Annotated in this window: 13 protein-coding genes; 4 read left to right on the top strand and 9 right to left on the bottom strand. The window is 63.5% G+C overall.

The features are described 5' to 3' along the window. Positions 1 to 81: 81 nt before the first annotated feature. From bamD to HZ994_12410, 4 genes are all read right to left on the bottom strand, one after another. Positions 82 to 7,668, bottom strand: a complete 7,587-nt coding sequence (gene bamD / locus HZ994_12425) for an outer membrane protein assembly factor BamD (protein ID QTN33086.1) — start codon at positions 7,666 to 7,668, stop codon at positions 82 to 84. Between the two features lie 119 nt (positions 7,669 to 7,787). Beyond that, positions 7,788 to 10,136, bottom strand: a complete 2,349-nt coding sequence (locus HZ994_12420) for a tetratricopeptide repeat protein (protein QTN33085.1) — start codon at positions 10,134 to 10,136, stop codon at positions 7,788 to 7,790. Between the two features lie 24 nt (positions 10,137 to 10,160). Further along, the gene (locus tag HZ994_12415) at positions 10,161 to 11,888 is read right to left on the bottom strand and encodes a tetratricopeptide repeat protein (GenBank protein ID QTN33084.1); all 1,728 of its coding nucleotides are present in this window, start codon (positions 11,886 to 11,888) and stop codon (positions 10,161 to 10,163) included. 130 nt (positions 11,889 to 12,018) lie between these two features. After that, positions 12,019 to 12,738 carry a hypothetical protein gene (locus HZ994_12410; protein ID QTN33083.1) on the bottom strand — a complete coding sequence of 240 codons (720 nt, stop codon included), beginning with the start codon at positions 12,736 to 12,738 and terminating at the stop codon, positions 12,019 to 12,021. Between the two features lie 183 nt (positions 12,739 to 12,921). Here HZ994_12410 and HZ994_12405 point away from each other — a divergent pair, with 183 nt between their 5' ends. From HZ994_12405 to HZ994_12390, 4 genes are all read left to right on the top strand, one after another. Next, entirely contained in the window at positions 12,922 to 14,172 is a 1,251-nt protein-coding gene (locus tag HZ994_12405; protein QTN33082.1) for an acetylornithine transaminase, read from the top strand. Positions 14,173 to 14,184: 12 nt separating this feature from the next. Beyond that, the gene (argF, locus tag HZ994_12400; GenBank protein ID QTN33081.1) at positions 14,185 to 15,084 is read left to right on the top strand and encodes an ornithine carbamoyltransferase; all 900 of its coding nucleotides are present in this window, start codon (positions 14,185 to 14,187) and stop codon (positions 15,082 to 15,084) included. A gap of 101 nt (positions 15,085 to 15,185) precedes the next feature. Then, the gene (locus HZ994_12395; protein QTN33080.1) at positions 15,186 to 16,952 is read left to right on the top strand and encodes a Na/Pi cotransporter family protein; all 1,767 of its coding nucleotides are present in this window, start codon (positions 15,186 to 15,188) and stop codon (positions 16,950 to 16,952) included. Positions 16,953 to 17,524: 572 nt separating this feature from the next. After that, entirely contained in the window at positions 17,525 to 19,567 is a 2,043-nt protein-coding gene (locus HZ994_12390) for a hypothetical protein (protein ID QTN33079.1), read from the top strand. 1 nt (position 19,568) lies between these two features. Here the strand turns inward: HZ994_12390 and HZ994_12385 are convergent, their stop codons facing one another. The 5 genes from HZ994_12385 to HZ994_12365 all read right to left on the bottom strand — a co-directional run bounded on the left by HZ994_12385 (position 19,569) and on the right by HZ994_12365 (position 24,426). After that, positions 19,569 to 20,540, bottom strand: coding sequence for a hypothetical protein (locus HZ994_12385; GenBank protein ID QTN33078.1), 972 nt, complete (start codon positions 20,538 to 20,540; stop codon positions 19,569 to 19,571). Between the two features lie 49 nt (positions 20,541 to 20,589). Continuing rightward, on the bottom strand, positions 20,590 to 20,829 hold the full coding sequence (locus tag HZ994_12380) for a twin-arginine translocase TatA/TatE family subunit (GenBank protein ID QTN33077.1): 240 nt from the start codon (positions 20,827 to 20,829) through the stop codon (positions 20,590 to 20,592). A gap of 85 nt (positions 20,830 to 20,914) precedes the next feature. Next, positions 20,915 to 22,162 (bottom strand): peptidylprolyl isomerase, encoded by a 1,248-nt coding sequence (locus tag HZ994_12375; protein QTN33076.1) that lies wholly within the window; start codon positions 22,160 to 22,162, stop codon positions 20,915 to 20,917. Between the two features lie 29 nt (positions 22,163 to 22,191). Next, positions 22,192 to 23,403, bottom strand: coding sequence for a carboxynorspermidine decarboxylase (gene nspC, locus HZ994_12370; protein QTN33075.1), 1,212 nt, complete (start codon positions 23,401 to 23,403; stop codon positions 22,192 to 22,194). A gap of 6 nt (positions 23,404 to 23,409) precedes the next feature. Beyond that, positions 23,410 to 24,426, bottom strand: a complete 1,017-nt coding sequence (locus HZ994_12365) for an ROK family protein (GenBank protein ID QTN33074.1) — start codon at positions 24,424 to 24,426, stop codon at positions 23,410 to 23,412. Position 24,427: the final 1 nt, after the last annotated feature.

Here is a 24,427-nt window from a genome sequence, read left to right as displayed (position 1 = left end):
GCTTGCACGGTATCTTCGGATCATGGCCGTGGGCTGGCATGGGTGAGGTGGTTGGCCTGCGTGGAGTTGTTTGGGTTCCCATCATTGCTCGTTTTCCAATCGTTCGAGTTCCAGCTTGCTCTCGAGGTTGAGCAGGCTTTCCTGGGAAAGCTGGCCGCGGGCGTAGGCGGCCCATTTGCTTTCCGGGAAGTCGTAGGTGAGGCGCTTGAAGGAGGAATAGGCGGCCATCTGCTGGCTGAGATCGAGGTAGCACATGCCGGTCCAGTAGATCGCCTGGGCGCGGATCTCGGGGCCGTCGTAGGATTCCTCGGCGATGACGCGCTGGAAGGCGGCGACGGCTTCCTGTTTTTTGTCGGCGCGCATGTATGCCTGGCCGCAGCGCAGGCCGGCCTGCCCGGCGAGTTCGTCGCTGGGGAAACGTTCCTGGAGGCGGCCGAAGATCTGGGCGGTCTTGAGGTACTCGCGCACCGCCATTTTCTGCAAGGCCTCGCCCTCGAACACCGCGTCCTTGTCGTCCTCCTTGGCGAGCAGCGGCTTGGCCTGCGCCTCGTAGGCGGCGGCGGCCTTGAGGAAATGGCTGCCCAGCCGGGCCATGGAGGTGGCGAGGTATTCGGAGTCCGGATACTTGTAGGCGAGCTTGACGTATTCCTGGGCGGCGATATCCGGCTCCCCGAGGCGCTCGTAGAGCGTGGCGATCCTGTATTGCGCCTTGGATGCGTGGAGCGTCTGCGGGTAGCTGCCGGTCACGCTGAGGAAACGGGAGAGGGCGGCGCGGTAGCGGGTTTCCTTGAGATCGGCCTCCTCCGTGGTGTCGGCCTCCTCCATGGTGAGGTTTCCTAACAGATACTCGGCATGGGCGCGGGTGTCCGGATCGGTGAACTGATCCATGGCCTTGGAGAGGAGCTGCTTGGCGCTGGCGTACTCGATTTCCGCCATCTCCGTCTGGCCGAGCAGGCGGTGGCGCTTGGCCATCTCAAGGTAGGCCTCGGCGAGGGAGAACTGGGTGCGCATCGCGATCTCCGCATCGTCGTAGGTTTTGGAGAAAGGCCGGATGGAACCGTCCGCGCCCTTGCTGATGGTGACCATCGCGGTTTCGGTTTTCACCCCGTTGGCATCCGTGTAGCGGGCGGCGACGGTATCGCCGTAGGCGACGGGAAAGCCCTCACGGCGGACGTCGTAGGGAGCCGGTTCGCCTTCGGTTGGGGCGGGCACTTCCCTCTTCGCACCGGCATAGGAAAGCTGGTAGGCGGCTTTGAAAATGCCGGTGTGCGGCCCGCTCTCGCGGAGCTCGACGGGATGTTTCTCACCGGCCTTGGACTGGACGAGGACGCTGACCGTATCGGCCGCATCGCTGACATCCGCGCCGAGATCGACGACGCGGAGGTTGAGGTTTTCGCCGACGTAGGCGCTGGTCATCGGCGAGCGGTAATCCTCCTGCAAGACATCGAAAACGGGATGCGCGATGACCTTTGCGGAAGCGGTCAGCCACTGCTTTTCACCTGCCGCATCCGTATATTGGAAACCGAAATGGATCTTTTCACCAACGCTTGTGATGAGGCCTTGCGTTCCCCGCTCCAGCGCATCGGCTGCGGCGCGGGAGGTTTTCGCCTGCTTCCTGAGCTCATTGCGTTCCTCGTGGCTGAGTGCGCCGTAGGGCGGCAGCAGGCCGGCGACGAGCGGAACGCTCAATTTGAAGCGGTCATATTGCGGCTCGGCGGAATTTGCAACGGTGCCGCCCTCGTAGATTTCCAGCGAGGGCACCTCGCTCCATAACCCGGGTGTCACGAAAGGCTGCCCGGTCGTGGCGGTGAGGGCGATGGTGCCCGGCACGGAAATGTCGAAGCCTCCGGCTGATGCGGCAGCGCGCGCGCGGCCGGAATCGGCCTGGGCATAGACCGTGACATCGGATGAAGTGCCCAGGGCGAGATGGGGGACGATGAGTTCCAGATACATCCTGCGGCCAAGCACCGCCTCGATCCCACCTTCGGGTGGCTGGGACGAGGCCACCATCCTGTTCTCCACGAGCCAACGCGGGCGGACTGCCTCGCTGGCGAGATCCGGTTTCTCTTCAGTCATGTAAGTCCGGCGCTCGAAGCCATGGATGAGGGTCCGCCATGCCTCGCCCTCGGCGGGTGCTACGGTGGCATGGGAAAGCTTGATCTGTGGTGCGGTGAAAACGGCATGGGCTATGGTGGCGATGCGCTCCGTCGGGACGCCGGGGCGGTTGTTTTCCTGGTCCGTGTAGCTGGCGGTGATGGTCCCGCCCTCGGCCACCTGGACCTGGTTTCCCGTCGCCGTTCCGGAAACGGGGGTGACGACCAGCTCGAAGACGCCGGTGGAGTCGCCTGTCTCGGTGGCCTCGAACTCGCGGCCACCGACCTTCACCTTGACCTTGTCCGGCTGCACCGAGACATCCATGTCCGCATCGTGGACGGCGAGGCTGAGGGGCTTGTCATACTGGAAACGTAGTAGTTTCTCGTAGTAAGGCTTGTCCTCGCCCAGGCGGCTGTCGAAGCGCGGCTTCATATCGGCGAACTCCGCGTAGGCGTTGGTGAAAGAAACGCTGAGCGAGCGCTCCTGGCGCTCCTTGGCCTTGGTGACAAAACGGTCGTCCACGTAGCGGACGGCGATCTTGTCGCCGGTGAGCATCTCAAGCGTGTCGTTCTTGTTGAGCTCGGCGAAATCCTCTGCAACCGGCAGGATGGCTTTCCCTTCCGGGTTGGTGAGGGCCAGCTTGTTGAGGGCGGGCACCTTGCCCTCGTTATCGAGGAACACCAGGCGCAGCAAGCGTGCGCGGGAATCCGGCGCGAAGGCGACCTTGAATTCGGTTCCATCGCCGTTTGCGGTGATGGTGGCCGGGCTGTTGCGCTGGTCGAGGGTGCCCTCGGGGAAAGTGGTGGGATCGAAGAACGCGTCCGGGCAATCGACCAGGGTTTCGGCGTCCTCCAGGTTTGCAAGCAGCTTGATGCTGCGCCCGAACCCGATCGCGCAATCCCATCCGGTGGCCCAGATTTCGAAGGAGTGGAGGCCGGGGCGGAGTTCCGCTTCGCCTTCCAGGCGGTTCGGCATTTCCGGGTTGGTGATCGGGCGGCCGTTCACCGCCAGCATGAATTGGGGGGGATTGGAGACCGATGGATGGGTGCCTTTGGGAACCTGGTAATTGCCGAGCTCAAGCTTGAAGCGCCGAACCACATCGCTGCGCTCGTAAAAGTATCCGCGGAAGCGGTAGATCACGTGGGAATTGTGGTGGCGGCCTTCGCGCTGCCACTTGACCTTGCCGGGGATCGATCCGGTCATGGCCTGCGAGGGGCCGGCGACGTTTTCGGCGATGCCTGCCGGGAATTTCTGGGTGATCCAGCCGCGCTCCATGTGCTCGCGTATCTCATGGATGTCGTAAACCGACCGGGCGTCGCGGTTGTGATGTGAGTCCGCGTCGTTCATCACGGTAACGGAGGGTGCCCATGGGCTTTTCGGGGCGATCATCTCCCTCGGGAAAACGGCGACGGTTGTCATGTCGCCGTCGTTCATGCCGGTCTGGAGCATGAAGGATTTCAGGGCGGCTCCCTTTTCCCTGGCGGTGATCGTCATCTCGCCGAGCGCGCTGTTGTCGTTGAGATCGATGCGGAAATCCGGGGCTTCCTGACCGGCGACGGGGCGCCATGCCGGGTAGGTGTCCGCCGCCGGGCTGATGACCATGTTCGGGTTGCGGCCCGGTTCGGAGTCCTTGGCGAAGGCGAGTGCCTGCGCGCCGGTGGTGGGGATGCTGCCCTCGAACCATCCGCTGTGGGTGCCCGTTTCCCTGAGGGTGACCTGGGAAACGGAATCGCCGCTGGAACTGCTGACGCTGACCGTGAGCTCGTCGATTTCCCCGGTGCGGCTGCGGTCGGGGTCGATGACGCGGACGTGGATGGGGTTGCCGGGCTTGGCGACATCCGTCAGGTAGCGGCCGAGTTCTTCCTCGGAAATGCCGCCGCCTTCCTTGCGCGCCTCGGCGCTCAGCGACTTGGCCGCCATTTCCGCCCTGGCGGCGGCGGTGACATCGCCGGACACCTTGCCCTTGATCGCGTCCATCGTCGCCTGCATGTCGGCGGTGCGCTGCTCGGCTTCGGTGAGGAGTTTTCTCGCGGAGGCCATGAGGATCGCATCCGAGGCAACCGTGATCGGGCCGCCGCGTTTCTCCGCGATGTTGTTCATCTTTTCCCGGAAACGCTCGGAGTAGGCGTAGAAGACCTCGTCGTCGCCGATGACCTGGAGGATATTGTCGCCGGGCGCGGGGGCGCCGAGGGCGGTAGGCACCTCGCCGCGGAATTTCGTTTTCTGGTCCCCGAACTGGCGGAGGAAAAACTGTTCCTTGTCGCCGGAGGTGGCCCATACGACGACCTCGATCTCGGTGCCTGCGCCGGAGACGGCGAGGGTGGGATCGACGAGGGTGACTTTCAGTTTCTCGCCGGGGAAAAGCGTCTTCTGGCTGGCGGCGGAGCCAAGCTCGACCTCGGTGGCCTCCATGAGTTTCTGGCGCTTGAGCTGGACTTTACCCAACAGGATTTTCGAATCCGCATGGTTCGGCTCGCGGGAGAGGATGGAGTCGATATCGTCCTTGGCGTCGTCGAATTCCTCCATGTCGTAATAAACCTCGGCGCGGGCATAGCGGATCTCGGTCCAGATCTCGGGAATGCGCTCGAGCTCGAGGTCGTTGAGCGTCTGGAGTGCGCCGTCGAAGTTCCTGGCGATGCGCTCGGCGGCGGCCTTGCGGAGGGCGGCCTGGTGGCGGATGGAAAGCTCCGCATAGGCTTCGTTGGTCTGGGCACGGGCGTAGATCTCGTGAGCTTGGCGGAGCTGGCCGCGCTGCATGGCGATGTCACCGTAGGCGATGTCGAACTCCGCTTTTTCAAGCGGGGTGAGCGGGCTGCCGGCCTCACCGGCCCAGCCGAGGAGGGCTTTGATGAGGGTTTCCTGCCGCTCCTCGTCGCGGCCGTAGATCGTGCGCTGGAGTATCCACTTCAGGAAGGGGACGGTGAGCTCGCGGTAAACGGGAAGGAAGGAGTCCCAGTTCTCGTCGAGAAGAGCCCATGCGCTGTCCTCGTTGCCCATCAGCCAATCGCCCTGCGATTGGTAAACCGGATAGGCGGGGTGGTTCTTCGCGACCGGGATGGTAACCAAGCCCAGCTGCATGGCCGACTTGCCCATCTGCGCTTTCACCCCGGTGATATTCTTCCTGGGCTCGAAACCATAGCTGTCGCGGGCGCGGGTGAGGGAGTCAACGCCCCTGCGGGCGAGGGCGTAGGCCGTATTGGGGTGCTCATCCATCAGGGATTCGATGAACTCCGTCATGGGCGCGAACTGAGAACGTGGCTCCCGCTCGCTGACGTAGGGCCAGATGATGCTGGCCGTCTGCTGGATCATGACCGGGTCGCGCAGCTCCCGCACCTGTGCGAAGACGCGCTTGAACAGCTCATTGCCCTCGTTGGTTTCCGGGATGTATTCCGCAATCCCGAGGATCAAGGCGAAGACCTTGGGGTCGGAGAAAACGGCTGCGTCCAGGCTTGCGATTTGCTGCGCTGCGTTCACCTCCATGCGGATCGGAGATTTCCCGATGCCATCAATCGCCTTGGTGAGTGCGGTGACGGCGGAGGCAGCATCGGACTCTTTCGTCAGGGCAAGGAGATCCTTGCAAACCAGCGCCGGGTCTGCGGCGCTGAGCCACCCAAGCTCGCCGGGTGAGGCGACGGATTTCCCGAACCACTCGCGCAGGGCGAAGCGGGCCTCGAAGTTGAGCGTTTTCCAGGCAGGGGATTTCGCGATTTCCTGTGCAAGCGAGATCTGTGCGGCGTTGTCCTCCGGGTATTGCATGTTGACCCATGCGATCAGCTGCCATGGATCGAGGCTGTTCTGCTTGAGCCCGGTGGCGACGGATTCGCGCAACACCGGCTCAAGCGGGTGTGGCACATATTTCTCAGGATTGCGCTTTTTGAGTTCGCTCAAGCTGCGGCCTGCACGCCGATCGGCGAGCGCCTGGATCCAAGGCTCGTATTTGGAAAGGTTCATCCTGCCGATCTCGAGATCAGTCCAAATTTTTTCCGGCCCGGCGATGCCCTCGGCGATTGCATTCCTGGCAAGGAGCCGGGCGTCGACACTGCGATCCTTGAGCAATTCCGGCATGGCCTCCGGGGTGATGAGCAGGGCGGACCTGAGGCGTGAGACGACAGCGGGGATCTTCGGCTGGGGGGATTTGTAATCTGCCCAGAGCTTCGTGAACTGAGCGAGCCTCTGCGGCGCGGGGGCATCCTTCTTGAGGGCGGCGGCTTTGACTTGCGCGGCGAGCGCCTTGCTTTCCGCGATCTTGGCATCGCGCACCTGGTTGGCACCGGGGCGTCCGGCGTAGTGCCAGAGCTGGTCGGCGGAGCGGCCATCCAGCTCGGCGGCTCCCAGTCTCCATGACTCCGGGCCGAGGAGGGCGGCGATCATTTTTTCGAGATCCTTCGCCTCACCGCCTGCGGCCACAGCGCGGATGAGGGACGCTTCCGGATCGGCAAGTGCTGCGCACTTCGGGGCGAGTGCGGCGGCCTCGGCGGGGGTGAGCTCGTTCCATGGTTTTTCGGAAAGCAGGAGGCCGGTGCGGGAGTTGGTTGCGTCCGGCTTGGCGGCCAGGAAATCGCGCACCGATTTCACCGCGAGCGGGCGCACGACCCTGTCGCTGAAATATCCGTTGCGCCAGGTGGCCATGAGGTCGGCGAGATCGAGGGGGTTGAGTTTCGCGGCGGCCCCGACGATGGGAGCCATCTTGGCATCGGATTCGTGCGGCCAGTATTTCGCGGGGTCGTTGCGGTAGTGTTGCCCGTTGCCACCGCCAGCCCAGCCGTTCTGGACAAGTGCGGCGTGGTGCGGGAATTTCGCGAGCAGGGCTTTCGCCTCGGCGAGGGGAGGTGCGGGGTTTTGGTCGGCGATTTTTGCGAGGTTGTAGGCGCGGACGGAGACCGCCCAATCGAGGCGCAGGGCAAGCTCCTCGTTGAAGGACATGGCGGCATTGGCGAGCTGCTTGCCGGCGGCAACGGATTCGTCGGTGGATGGGGCGACACCGGGCTGCTCGCAATAGACTTCCGACTCCGCTAGCAGCCAGCGCAAATGGCGCTCGTACGAGGTGACCCACAGATCGGCGGGGATGCCGGCCTTGGCGATGGCGTGGAGGCGGTTGGCGACGGCGATCACGTCCTTGCGGGTGGCGGCCTCATTCAGGAACCATGCGTCGAACTGGCGGGCGGTCGTGTTTGTGGCGAGGCGGTCGCCGTTGCTGCGGTTGAACGAATAGGCGGCGCCGGGATCGTTGAGCTGGTCGCGGAAAAGCGAGTGGACGGCGATGATGGCCTGGCCGGTCTCCGTGGCCGTTGGATCCGCCTTGCGGAGGAATTGTTCGTAGAGCGCGGCGGCGCCGGGGGCATCGCCGCTGAGCTCGGCGGCGCGTGCGGCGTGGAAGAGGAGCATCGCGTCTTTCGGAAGGTTTTGGCGCAGCCATTTCTCCGCCTCGGCGATGGCTTGGGCCGGCTTGGCTTCCTCGATGCCGGATTTCAGGAGGGATAGGATGGCGGCCTCCGGCTGGGTCGCGGGGGAGGCGGAGATGGTGGCGCGCTGCTCGTCGAAGCCGGCGGCCAAGGATGCGTTGGCCGTGAGCAATAGCGACGCGAAAACGAGGGGCCGTGCCGCCGCTGCACGAAGTCCTGCCAAGCCCCGCCCTTCAAGGCCAACGGTTCCTGGCAAACCAGCCCTGGATGTTTTGGTCATTGGGTGTTTCGTCATTCCCCTGTCCCTTCCGTATTTGCTGGCGTGCCTGCCTCCGCCTGCAGGCCGGCGAGTTTTTTCTGCGCTTCGGCAACCAAACCACTAGAAGGATAGTCGAAGACTAGCTGCTGGAGCTTTGCCTTGGCGGTTTCGGTGTCGCCCATGCGGAAGCCGACGTTGGCCCAGAGCATGAGCATCTCATCGAGGAAGGCGGCGTCGGGGTAGTCGTTGAAGACGCTTTCGAGGAGATCGGCGGCTTGGGCGAAATCCTCGGTGTCCACGTAGTGGCGGACGACGCGGCCAAGCGCCTCGGCGGCGAAGGAGCTTTCCGGATAGGTCTCGTAGGTCTTGCGGTATGCCTGGATCGAGGCGCTCATGCGGTTCTGCAGGGCGGTTTCCTTGCTCAGGCCGGCCCTGCCCCACTTGCTGTTTGTCTCGTCGGAGGCTTCGGTGATTTCCTCCGCCTCCTTCTGCAAGGCCTCGCCGATGCGGAACTGCGCCTCGGCTCCGGAAATGGGATTTTCCAGCTGGAGGACGCGGCCATAGACCTCGACGGCGCGTTCGTATTCGCCGCTGTCGGTGAGGCTGCGGCCGAGGGTCATGAGCGCCTGGTCGGCGAGGACGGACTCGGGGTAGAGGCGGTTGAAGGCGAGGCAGGTGGCGGTGGCGGCATCGAAATCGTCTTTGAGCAGCTCGCCCTCCCACTTGAGCTTGAAGGCGGCCTCGACGAGATCACCGGGGAGCTTGGCGCGGTTGACGATGATTGGATCGACCTTGTCGAGGGCTTCCTTGGCACGCATGGCGGCGCGCTGGTCGAGGCCCATGTCCTTGTAGATGTCTCCGAGGCCGACGAGCGCTTCCGCCTCGACCGAGCTTTTGCGGGCTTTCAGGAGCTCCTCGAAAACGACGTACTGGTCTGCGGTGACGCCGGAGTTCACGGAGCCGGAGACCTTGATCTTCGCCTCGCTTTCACGCGGTTCATCCCCGTAGAGATGCACTTCATCCGTGTAGCGGACGACAAGTTCGTCGAGCTCGTCGCAGCTCAGGACGTTGTCTGTGGCAACCGGCTCAACGCCATCCGCGATGGGTGCGAGCTGTATCCTTCCGGCAAATGCTCCGGTGCGGATCTGTGGGCCTTCGCCAGTTTCTGTTAGCTGCACGGTGACGCTGTCGCGGTCTTTCCAGACGTCCTTTTGCTCATCCTCAAGGGCGAAGATGTCTAACATTTCATCGGACTCGGCGGCTTCCTTGGCCTCGACCTTGTAGCGGGAGGTGACGGTGAGGGTGAGGGTTTCCGCCTGCGGGGATTTATCGAGATCCGCATCGCGGAGCATGACGACCTGCGGCTGGCCGGGGTAGGCGATGTAGGCCGGGGTGGAGTAATCTCCGAGGAAAAACCCGACCGTGCCGGTGCTGACGGCGCGAACCTGGCCGGTGCGCTTGATGCCCTTCTGGCCGTCGAGCGTGCTCTCGTCGATGTAGGTGACGGTGAGGGTGTCACCGCCGACCATCTGGAGGACGCCGTCGCCGGGCTTGGGATCGCCGAGGATGGTGGGCGCGGAAGCGAGCATTTCGTTGGGCTTTCCGGGGACGGCCACGCCGGTGATTGTTTCCGAATCGCCGCTGCTGACCTTCACCTCGGCGGTGACCGGGATGTTGAGCTTGCGCATGATGGGGATGTCGGCGTCCTCGATCTTGGAGTAGAAACGCTGGCCGATCTCGATGCGGCCCAGCTCGTCGCCGGATTCGCCGGAGGCGTCCTCGACCTCGGTGCCGACGAGGGAGAGGGAGTCGATGGCCTTGTTCCAGTTCTTCAGGTTGTAGTGGCTCATGCCGATGTAGAAGTAGGCCATGTTCGCCCATTTCGTGCGGCCGGCTACCTCGGTGAGCTGTCGGAAGAGCGGGAAACCGGCGGCATATTGGCCGGCCTGGTATTGGCTGAACCCGGCCTGGAAGAGCGACTCATGGTAAAGCTCCTCGACTTCCGCCGATTGCTTTTCGCCCGGCACCGGTGCGAGCAGGCGGGTGAGCAGCATGAAATGACCGAGGGCTTCCTTGGTGTCGCGCTGTTCGAGGAAATGCCTGCCCATCGCCATGTGAGCCATGTGGGCGAGGAGGGTGCCCTGGTTGTCGCGCACCACGGTGTTGAGCATGGCGAGGCCGCGCTCGTATTGCTTGTATTCCATGAGCTCCACGGCCTTGTCGTAGAGATGCTTCGCCTCGCGGTCGATCTCGGCGGAGACGCGGGCGCGGGGCTCGGCGGCGGGTTCTTCCTGCGCCGGGGAAAACGACGAAATGCCCAGGGAGCCGAAGACCCATAGGAGGCCTAAGCCGGAGTTTTTGATCGCAGAGTTGTTTTTCATTCGGGCTTTGGTGTTGGTGAGTTTTCAGTCCTCCGCTTCCGCCTCGCCGCCGCTGAGGGCGACGCCGTAGCTTTCGAGACGGTTGTGGGCCTCGCTGGACTCGCCGCTCTTCGGGTAGCGCTTGAGAACCTGGCGGAGCTGGGTGACCTCGCGGCCCTTGTCGCCGGAGATGCGGTAGATATCGGCGGCCTTGAGGCTGGCTCTCGCGGCGACGGCGCCGCCGACGGCCTCCAGCTCCTTGACGGTCTTGACCGCCTGGTCGTATTGCTTGAGCGCTGTCTGGGAATCTGCGACGCCCCAGGTCGATTCCGGCTGCACGTTGGCGGCGTTGTAGGCCTTGATGGCCTCCTCGTGGCGGCCGAGGTTTTGCAACAGCCGTGCCTGGATGATGGGCAGGCCTTCCGCGTATTTCGGGGATTTCAGGAGCTCCGGGATCTCGGCCAGGGCTTTCTCCATGTAGGGAGGGTTGCGGGAGCTACGGGAAATGTAGTAGTCGTAGCGCGCCTTGGTGGCGAAGAGCCTGTCCTTCATCCGTGAGATGAGGCGCAGCACCTCTTCCTCCGGCTGGTAGTTGGCGAGGAACATCGCGTAGTCCTTGAACTCCTCGTCGGTCATGCCGTCGGTGCGCACCGAGCGCATCACGGTCTGCGCCTCCGCGTGCATGTCGAGCGGCTGGCGCAGCCGGTTCATGAGGGCCATTTTCTCCGGTGTTTTCAGGGCGGCCAGGAACGGTGCGGACTGCTTCGCGAAAAATTTCGAGCGCATGTCGGGATCCGGCTTGAACCACTCGCACCACTGCAGCACACGGTCGAGTGTGGCCGGCTTGCTGGCGAACTGCTTTTCCATCCGCGCGAGCCAGCTTGCCCGGTCCTTTTCGTGGACCGCCTGCACATCGGCCCACTGCTTGCGGAGGGGGTCGTTGTCCGGGAGGCGGTCTCCGAATTTCGCGCCCCAATAGACGGCGGCTTTTTCGCGGAGCTGGGACTCGCCGGAAGCCCTGAGGATCGTGTCGAAAACGGCGGACCAATAGCGTGCGTCCTCCTCCGGCTTGCCGGTATCGCGGCCCTGGCCGTCGAAGCCGCTGGCGGCGATGTAGAATTCCGCGAGCTTGTCATGGTTCGGGCTGCGCAGGGCGTGGTGCGCGAGGACGGCGGCGCGTGCGGATTGGGCGGCCTTGGGGTTGGTTTTGAGGAAGGCGACGGCGGTGCGCCAGTGGTATTGCGCGGCCTCGTCGAATTTCCCGAGCTTCTCCATGGCCGTGCCGAGGAAGGTGAGGGCGGTGCCGGAATTCGGCTGGGTGACGTAACCGTCGTCCTTGACCATGCGCGCCCAGGTGGCGGTCTGCTTGGCTTCCTCGCCGTTTTCGCCATGGCACTCGCCGATGTGATATAGGGCGGCGGCCGCGTTGCGGACATCGTCCGGGAAATAATCGACCACATCCTGATAGGCGGTGATCGCGGCGTTGCGCTTCTCCAGCTTGTGGAGGCAGCGGCCCATGCGGAGGAGGACGTAGGGCAGGGCTTTGCTCTTCGCGAACTCGAAGGAGTAGGCCTTGTAGGCTGCGTAGGCGCCCTTGTAGTCGGCCTTGGCGAAAAGCTTGTCCGCATCCTCAAGGTTGAGCCCCTCGAAGGTGTCGAGCTTGGCGAAGGCCTCGCCAGGGTAGGTGATTTCCTCGGCGGCCAGGCAGGGTTGGGAAAACGCCAGGAGAGCCGTCAGGCCGAGCCGGGTGAAGATCCGAGGGGTCATGTTCATTGCGGAAATAAGGGGTGGGGAATGCGAAGTATGTATGGGCAGCGTGGGAACTACATGGGCTTGGCGCAATTTCTTTCGCTGCGGGGTTACATTTGACGGTGGAAATGCGGATGAATCTCGTTGATTTGCGTCAGGGAAGGGGCGACCGCGCCGGCGTGCGCTGCTCGCTGATCCAAGTGTAGATGATGACCCAGAGAGAAACCGCAAGTGCGAAAAGAGGGATCTGAAGGAGAGAGGGCAGCGAGTAGAGGATGCAGACGACGGGGATCCACACGCTCCAGTTCGCAAAGAGCACGGGAACCATCACATCCCGGCAGTATGCGGCCGAGAAGAAGCGCCGCAAACCGTGGAGGCGGTAGCCGGAGTTTTTCCAATCATAGAGCCAGCAGGTCAAAGGCACGGAAACGAAGGGGGCGTAGAGGAGCTGATCGACAAGGGCTTTAGCGGCGACCACCCGGAAGCTGGGCTGCGCGCCGAAGACGAGCGCCTGGCCCCGGTAGAACGCATCGACGATGAGACCCATCATGCACCAGAAGGGGATGGTGAAAACGAGGTTGGCGGCGTTTGCGCGGAGCGCCCGGCCTTTCTGGAGGACGAGGACGCGCATGGTTTCCGGGATCAGTGCGCCGGCGATGACCGAGGCGATGGCGGAGTAGGCGTAGCCCCACTCGCCCTTGAGCGCGGCGAGCAGGTTGAGCCAGCGGGTGGTCGGCGGGTAGAAGTAGTAGGCGATCAGCAGGCCGAGCATGATGCCCTGGAGGATGAGGCCGGGGAGCAGGTTGGCGCGCGCGGCGTGCAGCCCAGCCATCCATGGGGCTTCCCTTTTCGCTGCATCCCGGCTTTCAAGCATGCCGCAGAAGCTGGTGACAAACCCGCGCCACCGCAATCCCGAACGATGGTTTCCGTTGCGGTCGCGGCAACGAGCCCCCGGAGGGGGCGATTTTGCCCGCAGTCACCCGCAGCGAAAGTGGTTTGCTATTTTGCCCATCACCGCTAGTCTCCGCCCCTTTCCGGTGGAAACCCGGGACCAGCAATGAACACAACCGAGCTTTTCAACGAACATGTCATGGCCACCTACGGGCGCTTCCCGCTGACGCTTGTCGAGGGGCAGGGAGCGCGTGTCCGCGATGACAAGGGGCGCGGATATCTCGATTTCTGCATGGGCATCGCGGTCTGCTCGCTGGGTCATTGCCATCCGCGCATCGTCGGTGCGATCCGCGACCAGGCAGGCAGGCTGATGCATGTCTCCAACCTGTATCTCACCGAAAACCAAGGCCTTCTTGCCGAGGAGATGAACCTGGGGCACATCAAGCTGCCAGGCAAGATTTTCTTCTCGAACTCCGGCGCCGAGGCCAACGACGGACTGATCAAGTCGGCACGCCGCTATGGCCATCTCAGGCCGCAGGCCGATGGGAAGCCGCGTTTCGAGGTCATCACCTTCCAGCAATCCTTCCACGGCAGGACGCTCGGAAGCATGGCCGCGACAGGCCAGGCGAAGATCCAGCAGGGCTTCGACCCCATGCTGCCGGGCTTCCGCTATCTGCCTTACAACGACATCGCCGCCCTCGGAAGCGCGGTGCGGGACGAAACCGTCGGCTTCCTGCTAGAGCCGGTGCAGGGCGAGGGCGGTGTGCATGTCGCCTCGGCGGAGTTCCTCGCGGCGCTCGATGCACTCTGCAAAAAGCACGATCTGCTGCTGATGTTCGATGAGGTGCAGGCCGGCTTCGGCCGCTGCGGCGAGGCGATGGCATGGCGGGTCAATGCCCCGGAGATCGTCCCGGACGGGATTTCCTGGGCCAAGGGCATGGGCGGCGGCGTGCCCATCGGGGCGTTCTGGCTCAGCGACCGGGCGGCCGATGGAACAGGCACAAAGATCTCCTCCCTCATGGGGCCGGGCTCGCATGGCTCGACCTATGGGGGCAATCCGCTGGTCTGCGCGGCGGCGCTGGAAGTGCTCCGGGAAATCCGGGAAAAGGATCTGGCCGGGAACGCGATTCGCCAGGGCGAGCGCATCCGCTCCGCAATCACCTCATGGGACCTGCCGGTGGTCACGGAAGTCCGCGGGCTGGGATTGCTTATCGGCGTGGGCCTGGATGCGAAACTCATCCCGACCGGGGATGGGGAAACCGCCGCCCTGAATCTCGTCAAGTCCTTGATGGCCAAAGGCCTGATCACCGTCCCCGCAGGCCCGGAAACCTTCCGGCTGCTGCCGCCGCTCAATGTGACAGATGCGGAAGTCGATGAGGCGCTCGCCATCGTCAGGGATGTGCTTTCCCAATACTGAACCAACCGAACCATGAAACATCTCCTTTCCATCGAGGAACTCAGCGCCGCCGAGATCGCGATCCTGGTCAACGAGGCCGCGGGGCTGAAAGCAGAGCGCGGCGGGCATTCCTCCCAGCCACTGGCAGGCCAGACATGGGCGATGATTTTCACCAAATCATCCACCCGTACGCGCGTCTCCTTCGAGGTCGGCGTGCGCGAATTGGGCGGCTTCCCGATGTTTCTCTCCGGAAATGACATCCAGCTCGGCAGGGGCGAGCCGATCAAGGACACCGCCCGCGTCCTCGGCCGCATGGTGCACGGAGCGATCATCCGCACCTTCGCGCAGTCCGACGTTGTCGATTTCGCGAAGTTTTCCGGCATCCCCACGATCAACGCACTGACCGACGACGAGCATCCCTGCCAGATCCTCGCCGACCTGCTCACCGTGCAGGAAAAGCTGGGTGGCTGGGAGGGCAAGACCTTCGCCTTCATCGGCGATGGTTACTCGAACATGACCCGCTCCTGGATGTGGGCGGCGAAAAAACTCAATTTCCGCCTCCATGTGGCCTCGCCGAAGTCCTGCCATCCGCCTGCGGATTTCCTCGCGCAGCTGGACTGCGATCTGGTGGATATCAGCGAGGATCCCGCCGAGGCGGTGAAGGGGGCGGACGTGATCAACACCGATGTCTGGCTCTCCATGGGGCAGGAGGACCAGAAGGAAAAGGAGGCGGAATTCTCCGGATTCCAGCTCAATTCCGCCCTCCTTGCCGACGCGGCGCAAGGCCACATCGTGCTGCATTGCCTGCCCGCCTACCGGGGCAAGGAAATCAGCGAGGAAACCCTGGAACGCCATGCCGATGTGATTTTCCAGCAGGCCGAGAACCGGCTCCATGCCCAGAAAGCGGTGCTGGTGGAGCTGTCGCGCGGTTGATCCCCGGCGTACGGCTCACCGACGGCTGAGCCTGCGGCCGGGGGCGGTTAGGATTTTTTTCTCGCCGTAAAGCCCCTGATGGTGACGAATTCGTCACACGAATGTTCCTTTCATCCATATCCATCTGGTCGTCCGCCGTTGCGCTGCTGCAGGTTCTCGGATCCCTCGGCATCTTCCTCTACGGCATGAAAATCATGTCGGAAGGGGTGCAGAAGGTCGCGGGGGACAGGATGCGGGCGGCGCTTTCCGGGATGACAAGCACCCGCTTCCGGGGCGTCATGACCGGTTTCGTGACGACCACACTGGTCCAGTCGTCCTCCGCCTCGACGGTGCTCGTGGTCTCCTTTGTCAACGCCGGGCTGCTGACGCTCATCCAGGCGATCGGGGTCATCATGGGCGCGAACCTCGGCACCACAACCACGGCCTGGATCGTCGCCCTGATCGGGAAGTTCGCCGTCTCCAAGATCGCGCTGCCGATGATAGGTATCGGCCTGCCGCTCTTTTTCATCGGCAAGGACAAGGCCAGGAACTGGGGTGAGGCGGCCATCGGCTTCGGCCTGGTGTTCCTCGGGCTTGGGCTTCTCAAGGATTCCGTGCCGGATCTCAAGGCCATGCTTGAGACCGATCCGGGCATGGCGCACTCCATCGAGAACATCATCAGCATGCTCGGCGGCCACGGCTTCGGCTCGGTGATCCTGTTCATGGTTGCGGGGATACTCCTTACCCTGATCGTCCAGTCCTCATCGGCGGCGATGGCGATCACCATCACCTGCGCCCTCAACGGCTGGTTCGGCGATGTGGCGGTCGATCCGCTGGGGGTCTTCCGGTGCTCGGCGGCGATCGTGCTCGGCGAGAACATCGGCACCACGGTCACCGCCTGGCTCGCCTCCGCAGGCGCGAACACGAACGCCAAACGCGCGGCGCGGGCGCACTTCTCCTTCAATGTCATCGGCGTGATATGGTGCCTTGCGCTGTTCTATCCGTTCACCTCCCTCGTGTGGTCGCTGGCCGATGACCTGCCATATGCCCTCCGCTCCGCCAACAAGAGCATGTCATCTTCGGAGATCGCCTTCTCGACGGCCATTTTCCACAGCACCTTCAACCTCGCCAACATCCTGCTGCTTGTGTGGTTCGTCCCGCAGATCGCCCGCCTGGTGACATGGTGGGTGAAGGAAGGGAAGGCCGGCACCGTGGCCAAGCTCCGCTACATCGGCAGCTCCCTCGTGGACATCGGCGAGCTGAGCCTCGCGGAGGCCGACGGCGCGATCAAGCGGATGGCTGCCCTGACCTCCGAGATGTTCGATGGCATGGTGGAGGTTTTCAACCGGCCGACGGAAGACCTTTCGGCCCGAGTGGCGGAGCTCAAGGCGATGGAGGACACCTGCGATGACATGCTGCATGACATCACCAGCTACCTCATCCAGTGCTCCACCCATGAGATCGGCTCGGGAAACGCCATGCGCATCACCTCGAGCCTCCGCGTCGTCGCCGAGCTTGAGGAGGCCACCGACCGGATCTACCGCATGGTCAAGGTGGTGCAGAGGAAATATGAGAAGGGCCGGGATTTTTCGGAGATCCAGCACGAGGAGCTCATTTCCAGCGGTGCGCAGGTGAGGATGCTCCTCGATGTCGCCAGGAACTCGCTCACCGGCATCGACGGCACCACCTACGAGCGCGCCCACGAGATCGAGGGACGGGTGGACCGACTGCGCAAGCGCAACAACAAGGCAGCGGCGAAGCGGATGCAGGAAGGTGCGGCGGTGCAGACGGAAATGATCTTCATCGACCTGAACAACCACATGGAGGCCATTGCCAACCACTTGCTCAATGTCATCCAGGCAGGGCGGCGCGAGATCCGCGCGGACTGAGCGGGTGGCCCTCAGGCACTCCGGGAAAGGGGAATGACCCCGGATCGGGGGGAGGGTGAACCATAGGGGGGAGATAGGCTCATCCGGGGTCATTCCGGTGCTTCCGGGGGGAAATCAGCAGCTTCCCCTGATCCCCTTGCAATTTCGCAATCCCAGGCATCCCCGGGCGGGGATGGGTGGAGTGGTCGTTTTCACGATCTCTTGCACGTTTGTTGGGGGTGGGGGGTGAACAGTCTTGCCGCCGTGGGTGACAGCGGGTGCCCGCAGGCACGTTTCCAAAATGGCTGGATTTCCCTGAAACTCAATATTTCCTGATCATATTACGCGATTACGTAAGGTGATTTCATCCACCGAGTCTTCACGGATGATATCACAGGGCACTGATAATGAGTCACTTGCGAAATCCATCGCACTCTCCTTGTATCGAGGTCTTCCTGGAAAATAATTATTCCCGACATTCAGCAAATCCTTAGCAATCTGCGCTTCCCAACCTTCCGTCGCCCTCCGGGAGGTGAATCGTCCCCGGCGCATTGCGAGGTTGCCATGGCAAGGAGCGCCGGATAGGCTCCGGAATGCACGGAGCCACGGCACACCTGATGACAAGCCTGTTGTTTGCTTGCTCCGTTTCTGCCCAGAACCTCGAATCGGTCGCCGTGGAACCGGTGAAATCGGATCTGCCTGCGGCTACCCCCGCTGATGCGGGACGCCCCCGTTCCGCCGACGAGGGATCCATCCTCACCCGCAAGGACGCGAGGACGATCACCCTGAAAATCCCCGCCCCCAGGGGTCAGATCGTGGATCGCAGCGGCGAGCCCATCGTGCAGAACGAGGTGGCCTACCAGGTGGCGCTCCAGTTCGAGCAGTTCCAGGATGTGGACAGGCAATACGTTGTCGATTGGGCGCGCAGCCGCCTCGCCGGATTGGAGGGGGCGGTGAAAGGCTTTTCGAACAAGAGCGATGACGAGCTCTACGATCACTACCGCCACCGCCGCTGGCTCCCGCTCTACGTCAGCAGCCAGCTTGGCGCGGAAGAGGCAAAGGCCATCGAATCCCGGCTCGTTTCCGGTCTGGTGCTGCATCCTGTTTACCGCAGGATCTACCCGGAGAAAGGCCTCGCCGCCCACATCCTCGGCTACACCGGCATGGTCGGCAAGCTTCCCACCGGCCCGATCAATTACAATGAGCCGCTCTGGGAGGAAAGCGAGGGGCGCGCCGGGCTTGAGAAAATCTTCGACCGCGAGCTTTCCGGCCAGCCCGGCACCAAGCGCCTGCTCTTCGATGAGAACGGAAACAAGCTCCTCGAGGAACAGTCGAAACGCCCCGTACCTGGCGGCACCATAGTCACGACGCTCAACCTCAAGTGGCAGAAACTGGCCGAAAAAGTCCTCGCCAAGGGCTGCGAGCGCGGAGCCTTCGTGGTGATCGACGCCGTCACCGGCGAGGTGCTGGTGATGGCCTCGCGGCCCACCTTTGACCTAAACGCCTTCATTCCCGGCATCAGCACCGAGGCATACACCGCGCTGCAAGAGGCGCCGGGCAATCCGCTCTTCGGGCGTGCCTTCCAATCCGCCTATCCTCCCGCATCCGCCTTCAAGCCCGTCGTCGCCCTCGCGGCGCTCAACGCCGGAACGGTCACGGAGTTTTCCACGGTCAATTCCCCCGCCTCGATCCGCATCGGCAACCACACCTTCCGCAACTGGTCGAAAACCCCGGAAGGGCCCATCGATGTGAAGCGGGCGATCGCGCGGTCGTGCAACACCTGGTTCTACCAGGTCGGCATCGACACCGGGCCGGGGGTTTTCCTCGGGCTGGCGCGGCGGCTTGGCATGGGGGACAGGAGCGGCCTGCCGCTCATCGGCGAGACCCCGGGGCTGGTGCCGACCAATGACTGGATGCTCAAGAACGAAGGCCGCCGCATTCTCGACGGAGACACCGCGAACATGTCCATCGGCCAGGGCAGCCTGCTCGCCTCGCCCCTGCAGGTGGCGCAGATGATGGCGGGGATAGGCAACGGCGGGGCGCTGCCAAAGCTTTCCCTCGTCAGCCAAATACAGGATTCCCGCGGGCGCGTGACCAAGGCGATGACCCCGGAGCGCAGGAACTGGCTCGGCGTGGACGAGATGGCCGTGGCGATCGTCCGCGACGGGATGAGGGATGTGGTGGGCAAAGGCTATGGCACCGGCAGAAGCGGAAACCTCACCTACACGACCCTCGCGGGGAAGACCGGCACCGCCCAGTGGGGGCCGCCGCGGCTCAACCAGCGGCTCGCGTGGTTCGCCGGCTTCCTGCCGCATGACAATCCGCGCTACGCCTTCGCTGTCCTCTATGAGGGCAAGCCGGGTCAAACCGTTTCCGGCGGGCGCATGGCCGCGCCGATGGTGAGGAGCTTCTTCGAGCCGCTTGAGGATGACATCAAAGAGATCATCGCCCCGCCGATGAAAGCCGTCATCGTGGTGCCGGAGGGCGATGAGGCAGCGGGAGACGGGGGCGATGAAGTCCTCAAGGCCATCCCCATCGAGGAGGAGGAGGAAATCCTTGGGGAGCCGGATGAAATCCTCCGGGCCATCCCGATCGACGAGGACGAGGAGGTCAGCGAGGGCTTCATCGGCGATTGAATCACTCGAAGCGGACAAGAACCGGACGGTGGTCGGAGGCGGCCTCCCACGGGCCATCGTCGATGATGCGGGAGGTGGCGGATTTCACATGCCGCCTGAGTGCGGCGGACACCGTCACGTAGTCGATCCTCGTGTAGCTGTCCTCCACCGCGTAGCGGTGCGTCCAGGTCTCGCCCCGGCTGTCCTTCACGTGCACGGGGCTGAGATAGCCGGGAGTGCGATATCCGCCGCAGATCGTCCGCGTCGAAAGGCTGCGCGTGGTGTCGTTGAAATCCCCGTAGGCGACGAGCATCGCATCCGGGTTTTCCGCGAGGATGGAATCGATGTGCCTCCTGGCATGGCCCGCTTCCTGGACGCGCAGCAGCGCCTCGTCGAATTCCTGGACGCTGCGCTTGGACTTCAGGTGAAGGCCGATGAAACGGATGTCCCGGCCAGCGATCCGGACGGTGGCATCGAGGATGCCGCGTTGCATGGAGCGACCGGTGCCGGGGATGCGGGGATCCGGTTTCGCCGTGGCGACGATGGGAAGGCGGGACAGCAAGGCGAGATGGCGGACGGGATCGACCCCGCCGGTATGGTGGATATGGGGCAGATCCACGCCCTCCGCCGCAAGCATGGATTGGATCTCCTTCAGATCCTCCATGCCGCCGATCTCGCAGAGGCCGACCACATCGGGGGAGTCGCTTGCAAGCAGGCTTATCACCGCCTCCTTGGCCTCCGGCGATTTCTCCGGCGTCTGGGTGGAGGCGAGCCAGTTTTTCACATTGTAGCTTACGAAGGTGAAGGGCTGGAAATCGCCCTCGGGCGGGGCTTGGCTTATCCTTGCCGGTTGGTCTGCCGCAGCGCTAGACTCGGCCTTGGCATCACCCCAGGGAGGGGTTTCCGCCTTGCGGATCCAGTGCGCCGATGCGGCCACAAGGGCGGCCGACAGCACCAGCGTGATGAAAGGCGCGAAGCTTTTGGCCTTTTTCATGCCATCGGGAAATCACCCAGCCCCCGGTTCCGGCATCCGGCCGCAGGGTTCAGGCGTCGTGGGTCTCTTTGTCGGCGGCGGGCTTCACCCGGGTGTCCTTGGGCTTGTCCTCGCGCCTGACCTCGTCCTCGGAACGCGTGATCTCACGCTCGAATTCCTCTCGCGCTTTCTTGAACTCGCCCATGCTCTTGCCGACTCCCCGCGCCAGCTCCGGGAGTTTCTTCGCCCCGAACAGGAGCAGGACCACGACAAAGATCATGATCAGTTCTGGCATTCCGATAGGTCCCATAATTTGAATTGGTTGTTCCAAGGGCAATCTAGGTGCGCGGGCGCGGCCATGCAACGACTAATATATCCCGGCTGCGGCGGGCATCTCACTGCGCAAGGATCTCGAAGGCGAAACGGTTCACCGGACCGTTGCCGATTTCCTCAGTCCAGCCGGATGTAGGGGTGTGGAAGGAGAGCCAGGTTGCCAGGTTGATGTTTTCTCCCGGCCCGGGGTAGTTGAGGAGCGTTGTCCTGAAATCCCCGAGCGGGATGAAAAAGGCGCTGGAGTTGCTGACCGAGAAAACGCCGGTGTCCGGTGCGCTGTCGGTCCATGATGTCTGCGAGATGGTCCCTGTTCCGCCTGCGTTGTCAGCCCATGTTCCGCCGCCGCTGCCATTGGGGGAGATGTCCAGGAAATCGCCGCCGCCGAAGCGGATGCGAACGGTTTTCCCGCCATCACCCAGATCCGCGGGGGCGTTTGGGACATCGCCGTAGTTCACGGCGGGCACCCTCAGGAAATAGCTTGGCTCCGGACGGGAATCCACGGTGAGCTGGAAGGCATTTTCCCCATCCATGCTCAGGACGATCCCGTGGTCCGCCCATGCGACCAGATCCGGCGATCCGAATGCACGGTACTCGGTCTGCGGCTTGCGGTCGAATACGGCGGTCATCGTCTGCAGCGCCGCATCGCGGGTGATGGCGATCCTGTTCTCGGCGAGATGCGGAAGCCGCAGCCCGGGCGCGCTGATGTCGAAGCCCGCGTAGCCCGGGCCGCTGATGACGACCGAATCCATGGTGATGGGGGTGCTTGGCTTGTCGCCGGCCCCTACCGGGAAATTCGCGGGATTCTTGAATCCGTCGATGATTTCCGTGCCGGAAATGACGGTTCCGAAGACCGAGTGCTTGTTGTCGAGCTCCGGGGTAGCGCGCAGCGTGATGAAAAACTGGGAGCCGCCGGTGTTCGGTGAGCCGGCCTTGGCCATGGAGAGGACGTATTGGGAGGAGTGCCTGAGGTCGGGATGGTATTCGTCGAGGATGGAGTAACCCGGCCCGTCCGTGCCCTGGCCGTTGGGGGAGCCGCCCTGGATGACGAAGCTGTGGATGAGGCGGTGAAAGGTCAGGCCGTCGTAGTAGGGCCTGTTGGTGCGGACGGCACCGGTTCTCACATCCACCCATGGCCTTCTGCCGGATGCGAGGCCAATGAAGTTCGCGCAGGTTCGCGGGGCTTTCGCGTGCTCCAGCAGGACGCGGAACGTGCCGAGCGGATTGCCGCCGCTGCTGACGGTGAAATCGGCATAAATCTGCGCCTGGACCGGCGCGGCGAGGAAGGCGGCGAGGAGTGTGACCCTGAGCATGGATGACGGTGGGGTGGATTTTGGAAATGTCACGAGAGCCTGTCGCGGAAATCCGCATAGGTGAATTCGCGGATTGTCTCGATTCGGCCGTCAGGGTGGAGCAGGGCGATGGGCGGGTGTTTCACGCCGTTGAAGGTGGTGGTCTTGACCATCGTGTAGTGCGCCATGTCGTCGAAGACGAGGATGTCGCCCGCTACTAGCGCGCGGGGAAAGGAGTAATCGCCGATCACATCGCCCGCAAGGCATGTCGGCCCGCCGAGGCGGAAGACATGATGTGGGGTATCGGTGAAATGCGGTTCATCCGGGTTGCCTGCGAGATGATAGTTTTCACCGTCCAGAAGGACTGCTGGCGGAGGGCATGGCTCGGCAACCGCCGGATCGACGAGAAAAACATCCGGCCGGTAGGGCATTTCGATGACATCCGGCATGTGGGCTGTGGCGGAGACATCGAGGATTGCGAGCCTGTGGCCGGCGGATTCGAAGACATCCATCACGGTGGCCCGCAGCACGCCGGAATGGATTGCGGCGGCCTCACCGGGCTCGAGCCAGACCTCGACGTCGTATTTCTGCTGCGTTTCCTTCACGAGACGGATGAGGAGATCGCGGTCGTAGAATGGTTTCGTAATCCAATGGCCGCCGCCCATGTTCAGGTAGGTGAGCTGCGGGCTGCCCAGGAGGTGGCCGAATTTTTCATCGACGGCCTTGAGTGTGCTTTCGAGATCCGGGGAGTCCTGCTCGCAGAGGGTATGGAAATGCAGGCCGGAAATACCTGTTAGGTCTGCGCCCTCGAGCTGATCTGCCGTGATCCCTAGGCGGGAGCCGGGCACGCAGGGGTCGTAGATCGGCGTCTGGCCGGTGGAGTGCTCCGGGTTGATCCGCAGGCCGCACTGCACTTCCCCGGCGATGAAGCGGGGGTGGGCGAAAATCGTTTCGCGGAAGCGGAACCACTGGGAGAGCGAGTTGAAATCGAGATGATGGGTGAATTCCAGCAGTCCAGCGATGTCCGCCTCGTCGTAGGCGGGCGAATAGGTGACAATGTGTTTCCCGAAATGGTCGCGGGCCAGCGTCGCCTCCCAGAGGCCGGAGGCGCAGCAACCGTCGAGATCCCCGCTGATGTAGGGATAGGCCTTCCAGCAGGAGAAACCTTTCTGTGCCAGCACGACCCTGCAGCCCGCCGCATCGGCCGTTTCCCGCAGGATGCGCGCGTTGTTTTGCAACGCTTCGATGGAAACCAGGAACATGGCGCTTTATGCGAAGAGCTCGCGGGCGGTGTAGGCCATTCCGATCGATGCGGCGGCATCGCCACCCTCCGCCCACTCGAAGACGGTGGTCGCCTTCTCCGGCTCGATTGGGCTGTGGCGATAGACCGACCATGCGCGGTCCGAGAAGCCCTCCTTGACCCAGTCCATGAAGCGGTCCCGGAACTTCGCCTCCGCAAGGCCGCCCCCGAGAACGACGAGGCCGGGATCCAGGATACGCACGAGATCCGCGATGCCGTATCCGAGGATGTGGCCCTGCTGCCTGAAAAGATGGATCGCGAGGGCATCGCCGTCCTCCGCAAGGGTGCGGAGCTGGAAGGCCTTTTCCTCGATGCTTCCGGAGGAGCTGTTGAGATCGTGGAATTCCCATTCCGGCTTTGCGAGTTCCATGGCCAGCCGCCTGCGCAGGGCGACGAGGGAGACCCATGCCTCCATGCAGCCGGTCAGTCCACAGGTGCAGTCCGGCAGCTTACCGTCGTCCTCGCGGTGAGGCACGGAGATGTGGCCGACCTCGAGCGCGAGGCCGTTGGCACCTTCGTAGAGCTGGCCGCCCGGGAGCACGAAGCCCCCGCCCAGGCCGGTGCCGGGCGCGACGAGCAGCAGACCGCCGATGTGCTTGTTGCGGATCGCGTATTCGCCGATGGCCGCCGCGTTGCAATCGTTGGTCATGTGCACCGGGATGCCGGTGCGCCGCCTGAGCTCCGCGCAGATGTCGGTGCCGACCCAATCCTCGCCGAGGTTCGCCCTGCCCCAGATCACTCCGTCCGAGGATGGCGCGGGCACATCCAGGCCGATGCCGCCGATGTCCCCCGCCGTGATCCCGGCACTTCCGCAAAGCTCGGCGATGGCGATGTCCAGCTGCCCGAAGGTCGCCCCGAAGCCGTTTTTCACCAGGCTCTTGACCTCCACGATCCCGCCCACCTGCTCGCCCGCCGCATCGATGATGACCGACTTGATGGTTGAACCGCCGATGTCCAGTCCGACGTAGTGCTTGGCGTTTGGCATG

It is taken from the genome of Akkermansiaceae bacterium, assembly GCA_017798145.1.
GTDB lineage: Bacteria > Verrucomicrobiota > Verrucomicrobiia > Verrucomicrobiales > Akkermansiaceae > Luteolibacter.
This window is presented reverse-complemented; position numbering and strand designations above follow the sequence as displayed.

Excerpts from the sequence above, each read along its gene's own strand:
- HZ994_12420 (QTN33085.1), bottom strand. The coding sequence starts at position 10,136 with ATGAAAAACAACTCTGCGATCAAAAACTCCGGCTTAGGCCTCCTATGG.
- HZ994_12415 (QTN33084.1), bottom strand. The coding sequence starts at position 11,888 with ATGAACATGACCCCTCGGATCTTCACCCGGCTCGGCCTGACGGCTCTC.
- HZ994_12410 (QTN33083.1), bottom strand. The coding sequence starts at position 12,738 with ATGCTTGAAAGCCGGGATGCAGCGAAAAGGGAAGCCCCATGGATGGCT.
- HZ994_12405 (QTN33082.1), top strand. The coding sequence starts at position 12,922 with ATGAACACAACCGAGCTTTTCAACGAACATGTCATGGCCACCTACGGG.
- argF (QTN33081.1), top strand. The coding sequence starts at position 14,185 with ATGAAACATCTCCTTTCCATCGAGGAACTCAGCGCCGCCGAGATCGCG.
- HZ994_12395 (QTN33080.1), top strand. The coding sequence starts at position 15,186 with ATGTTCCTTTCATCCATATCCATCTGGTCGTCCGCCGTTGCGCTGCTG.
- HZ994_12390 (QTN33079.1), top strand. The coding sequence starts at position 17,525 with ATGCACGGAGCCACGGCACACCTGATGACAAGCCTGTTGTTTGCTTGC.
- HZ994_12385 (QTN33078.1), bottom strand. The coding sequence starts at position 20,540 with ATGAAAAAGGCCAAAAGCTTCGCGCCTTTCATCACGCTGGTGCTGTCG.
- HZ994_12380 (QTN33077.1), bottom strand. The coding sequence starts at position 20,829 with ATGGGACCTATCGGAATGCCAGAACTGATCATGATCTTTGTCGTGGTC.
- HZ994_12375 (QTN33076.1), bottom strand. The coding sequence starts at position 22,162 with ATGCTCAGGGTCACACTCCTCGCCGCCTTCCTCGCCGCGCCGGTCCAG.
- nspC (QTN33075.1), bottom strand. The coding sequence starts at position 23,403 with ATGTTCCTGGTTTCCATCGAAGCGTTGCAAAACAACGCGCGCATCCTG.
- HZ994_12365 (QTN33074.1), bottom strand. The coding sequence starts at position 24,426 with ATGCCAAACGCCAAGCACTACGTCGGACTGGACATCGGCGGTTCAACC.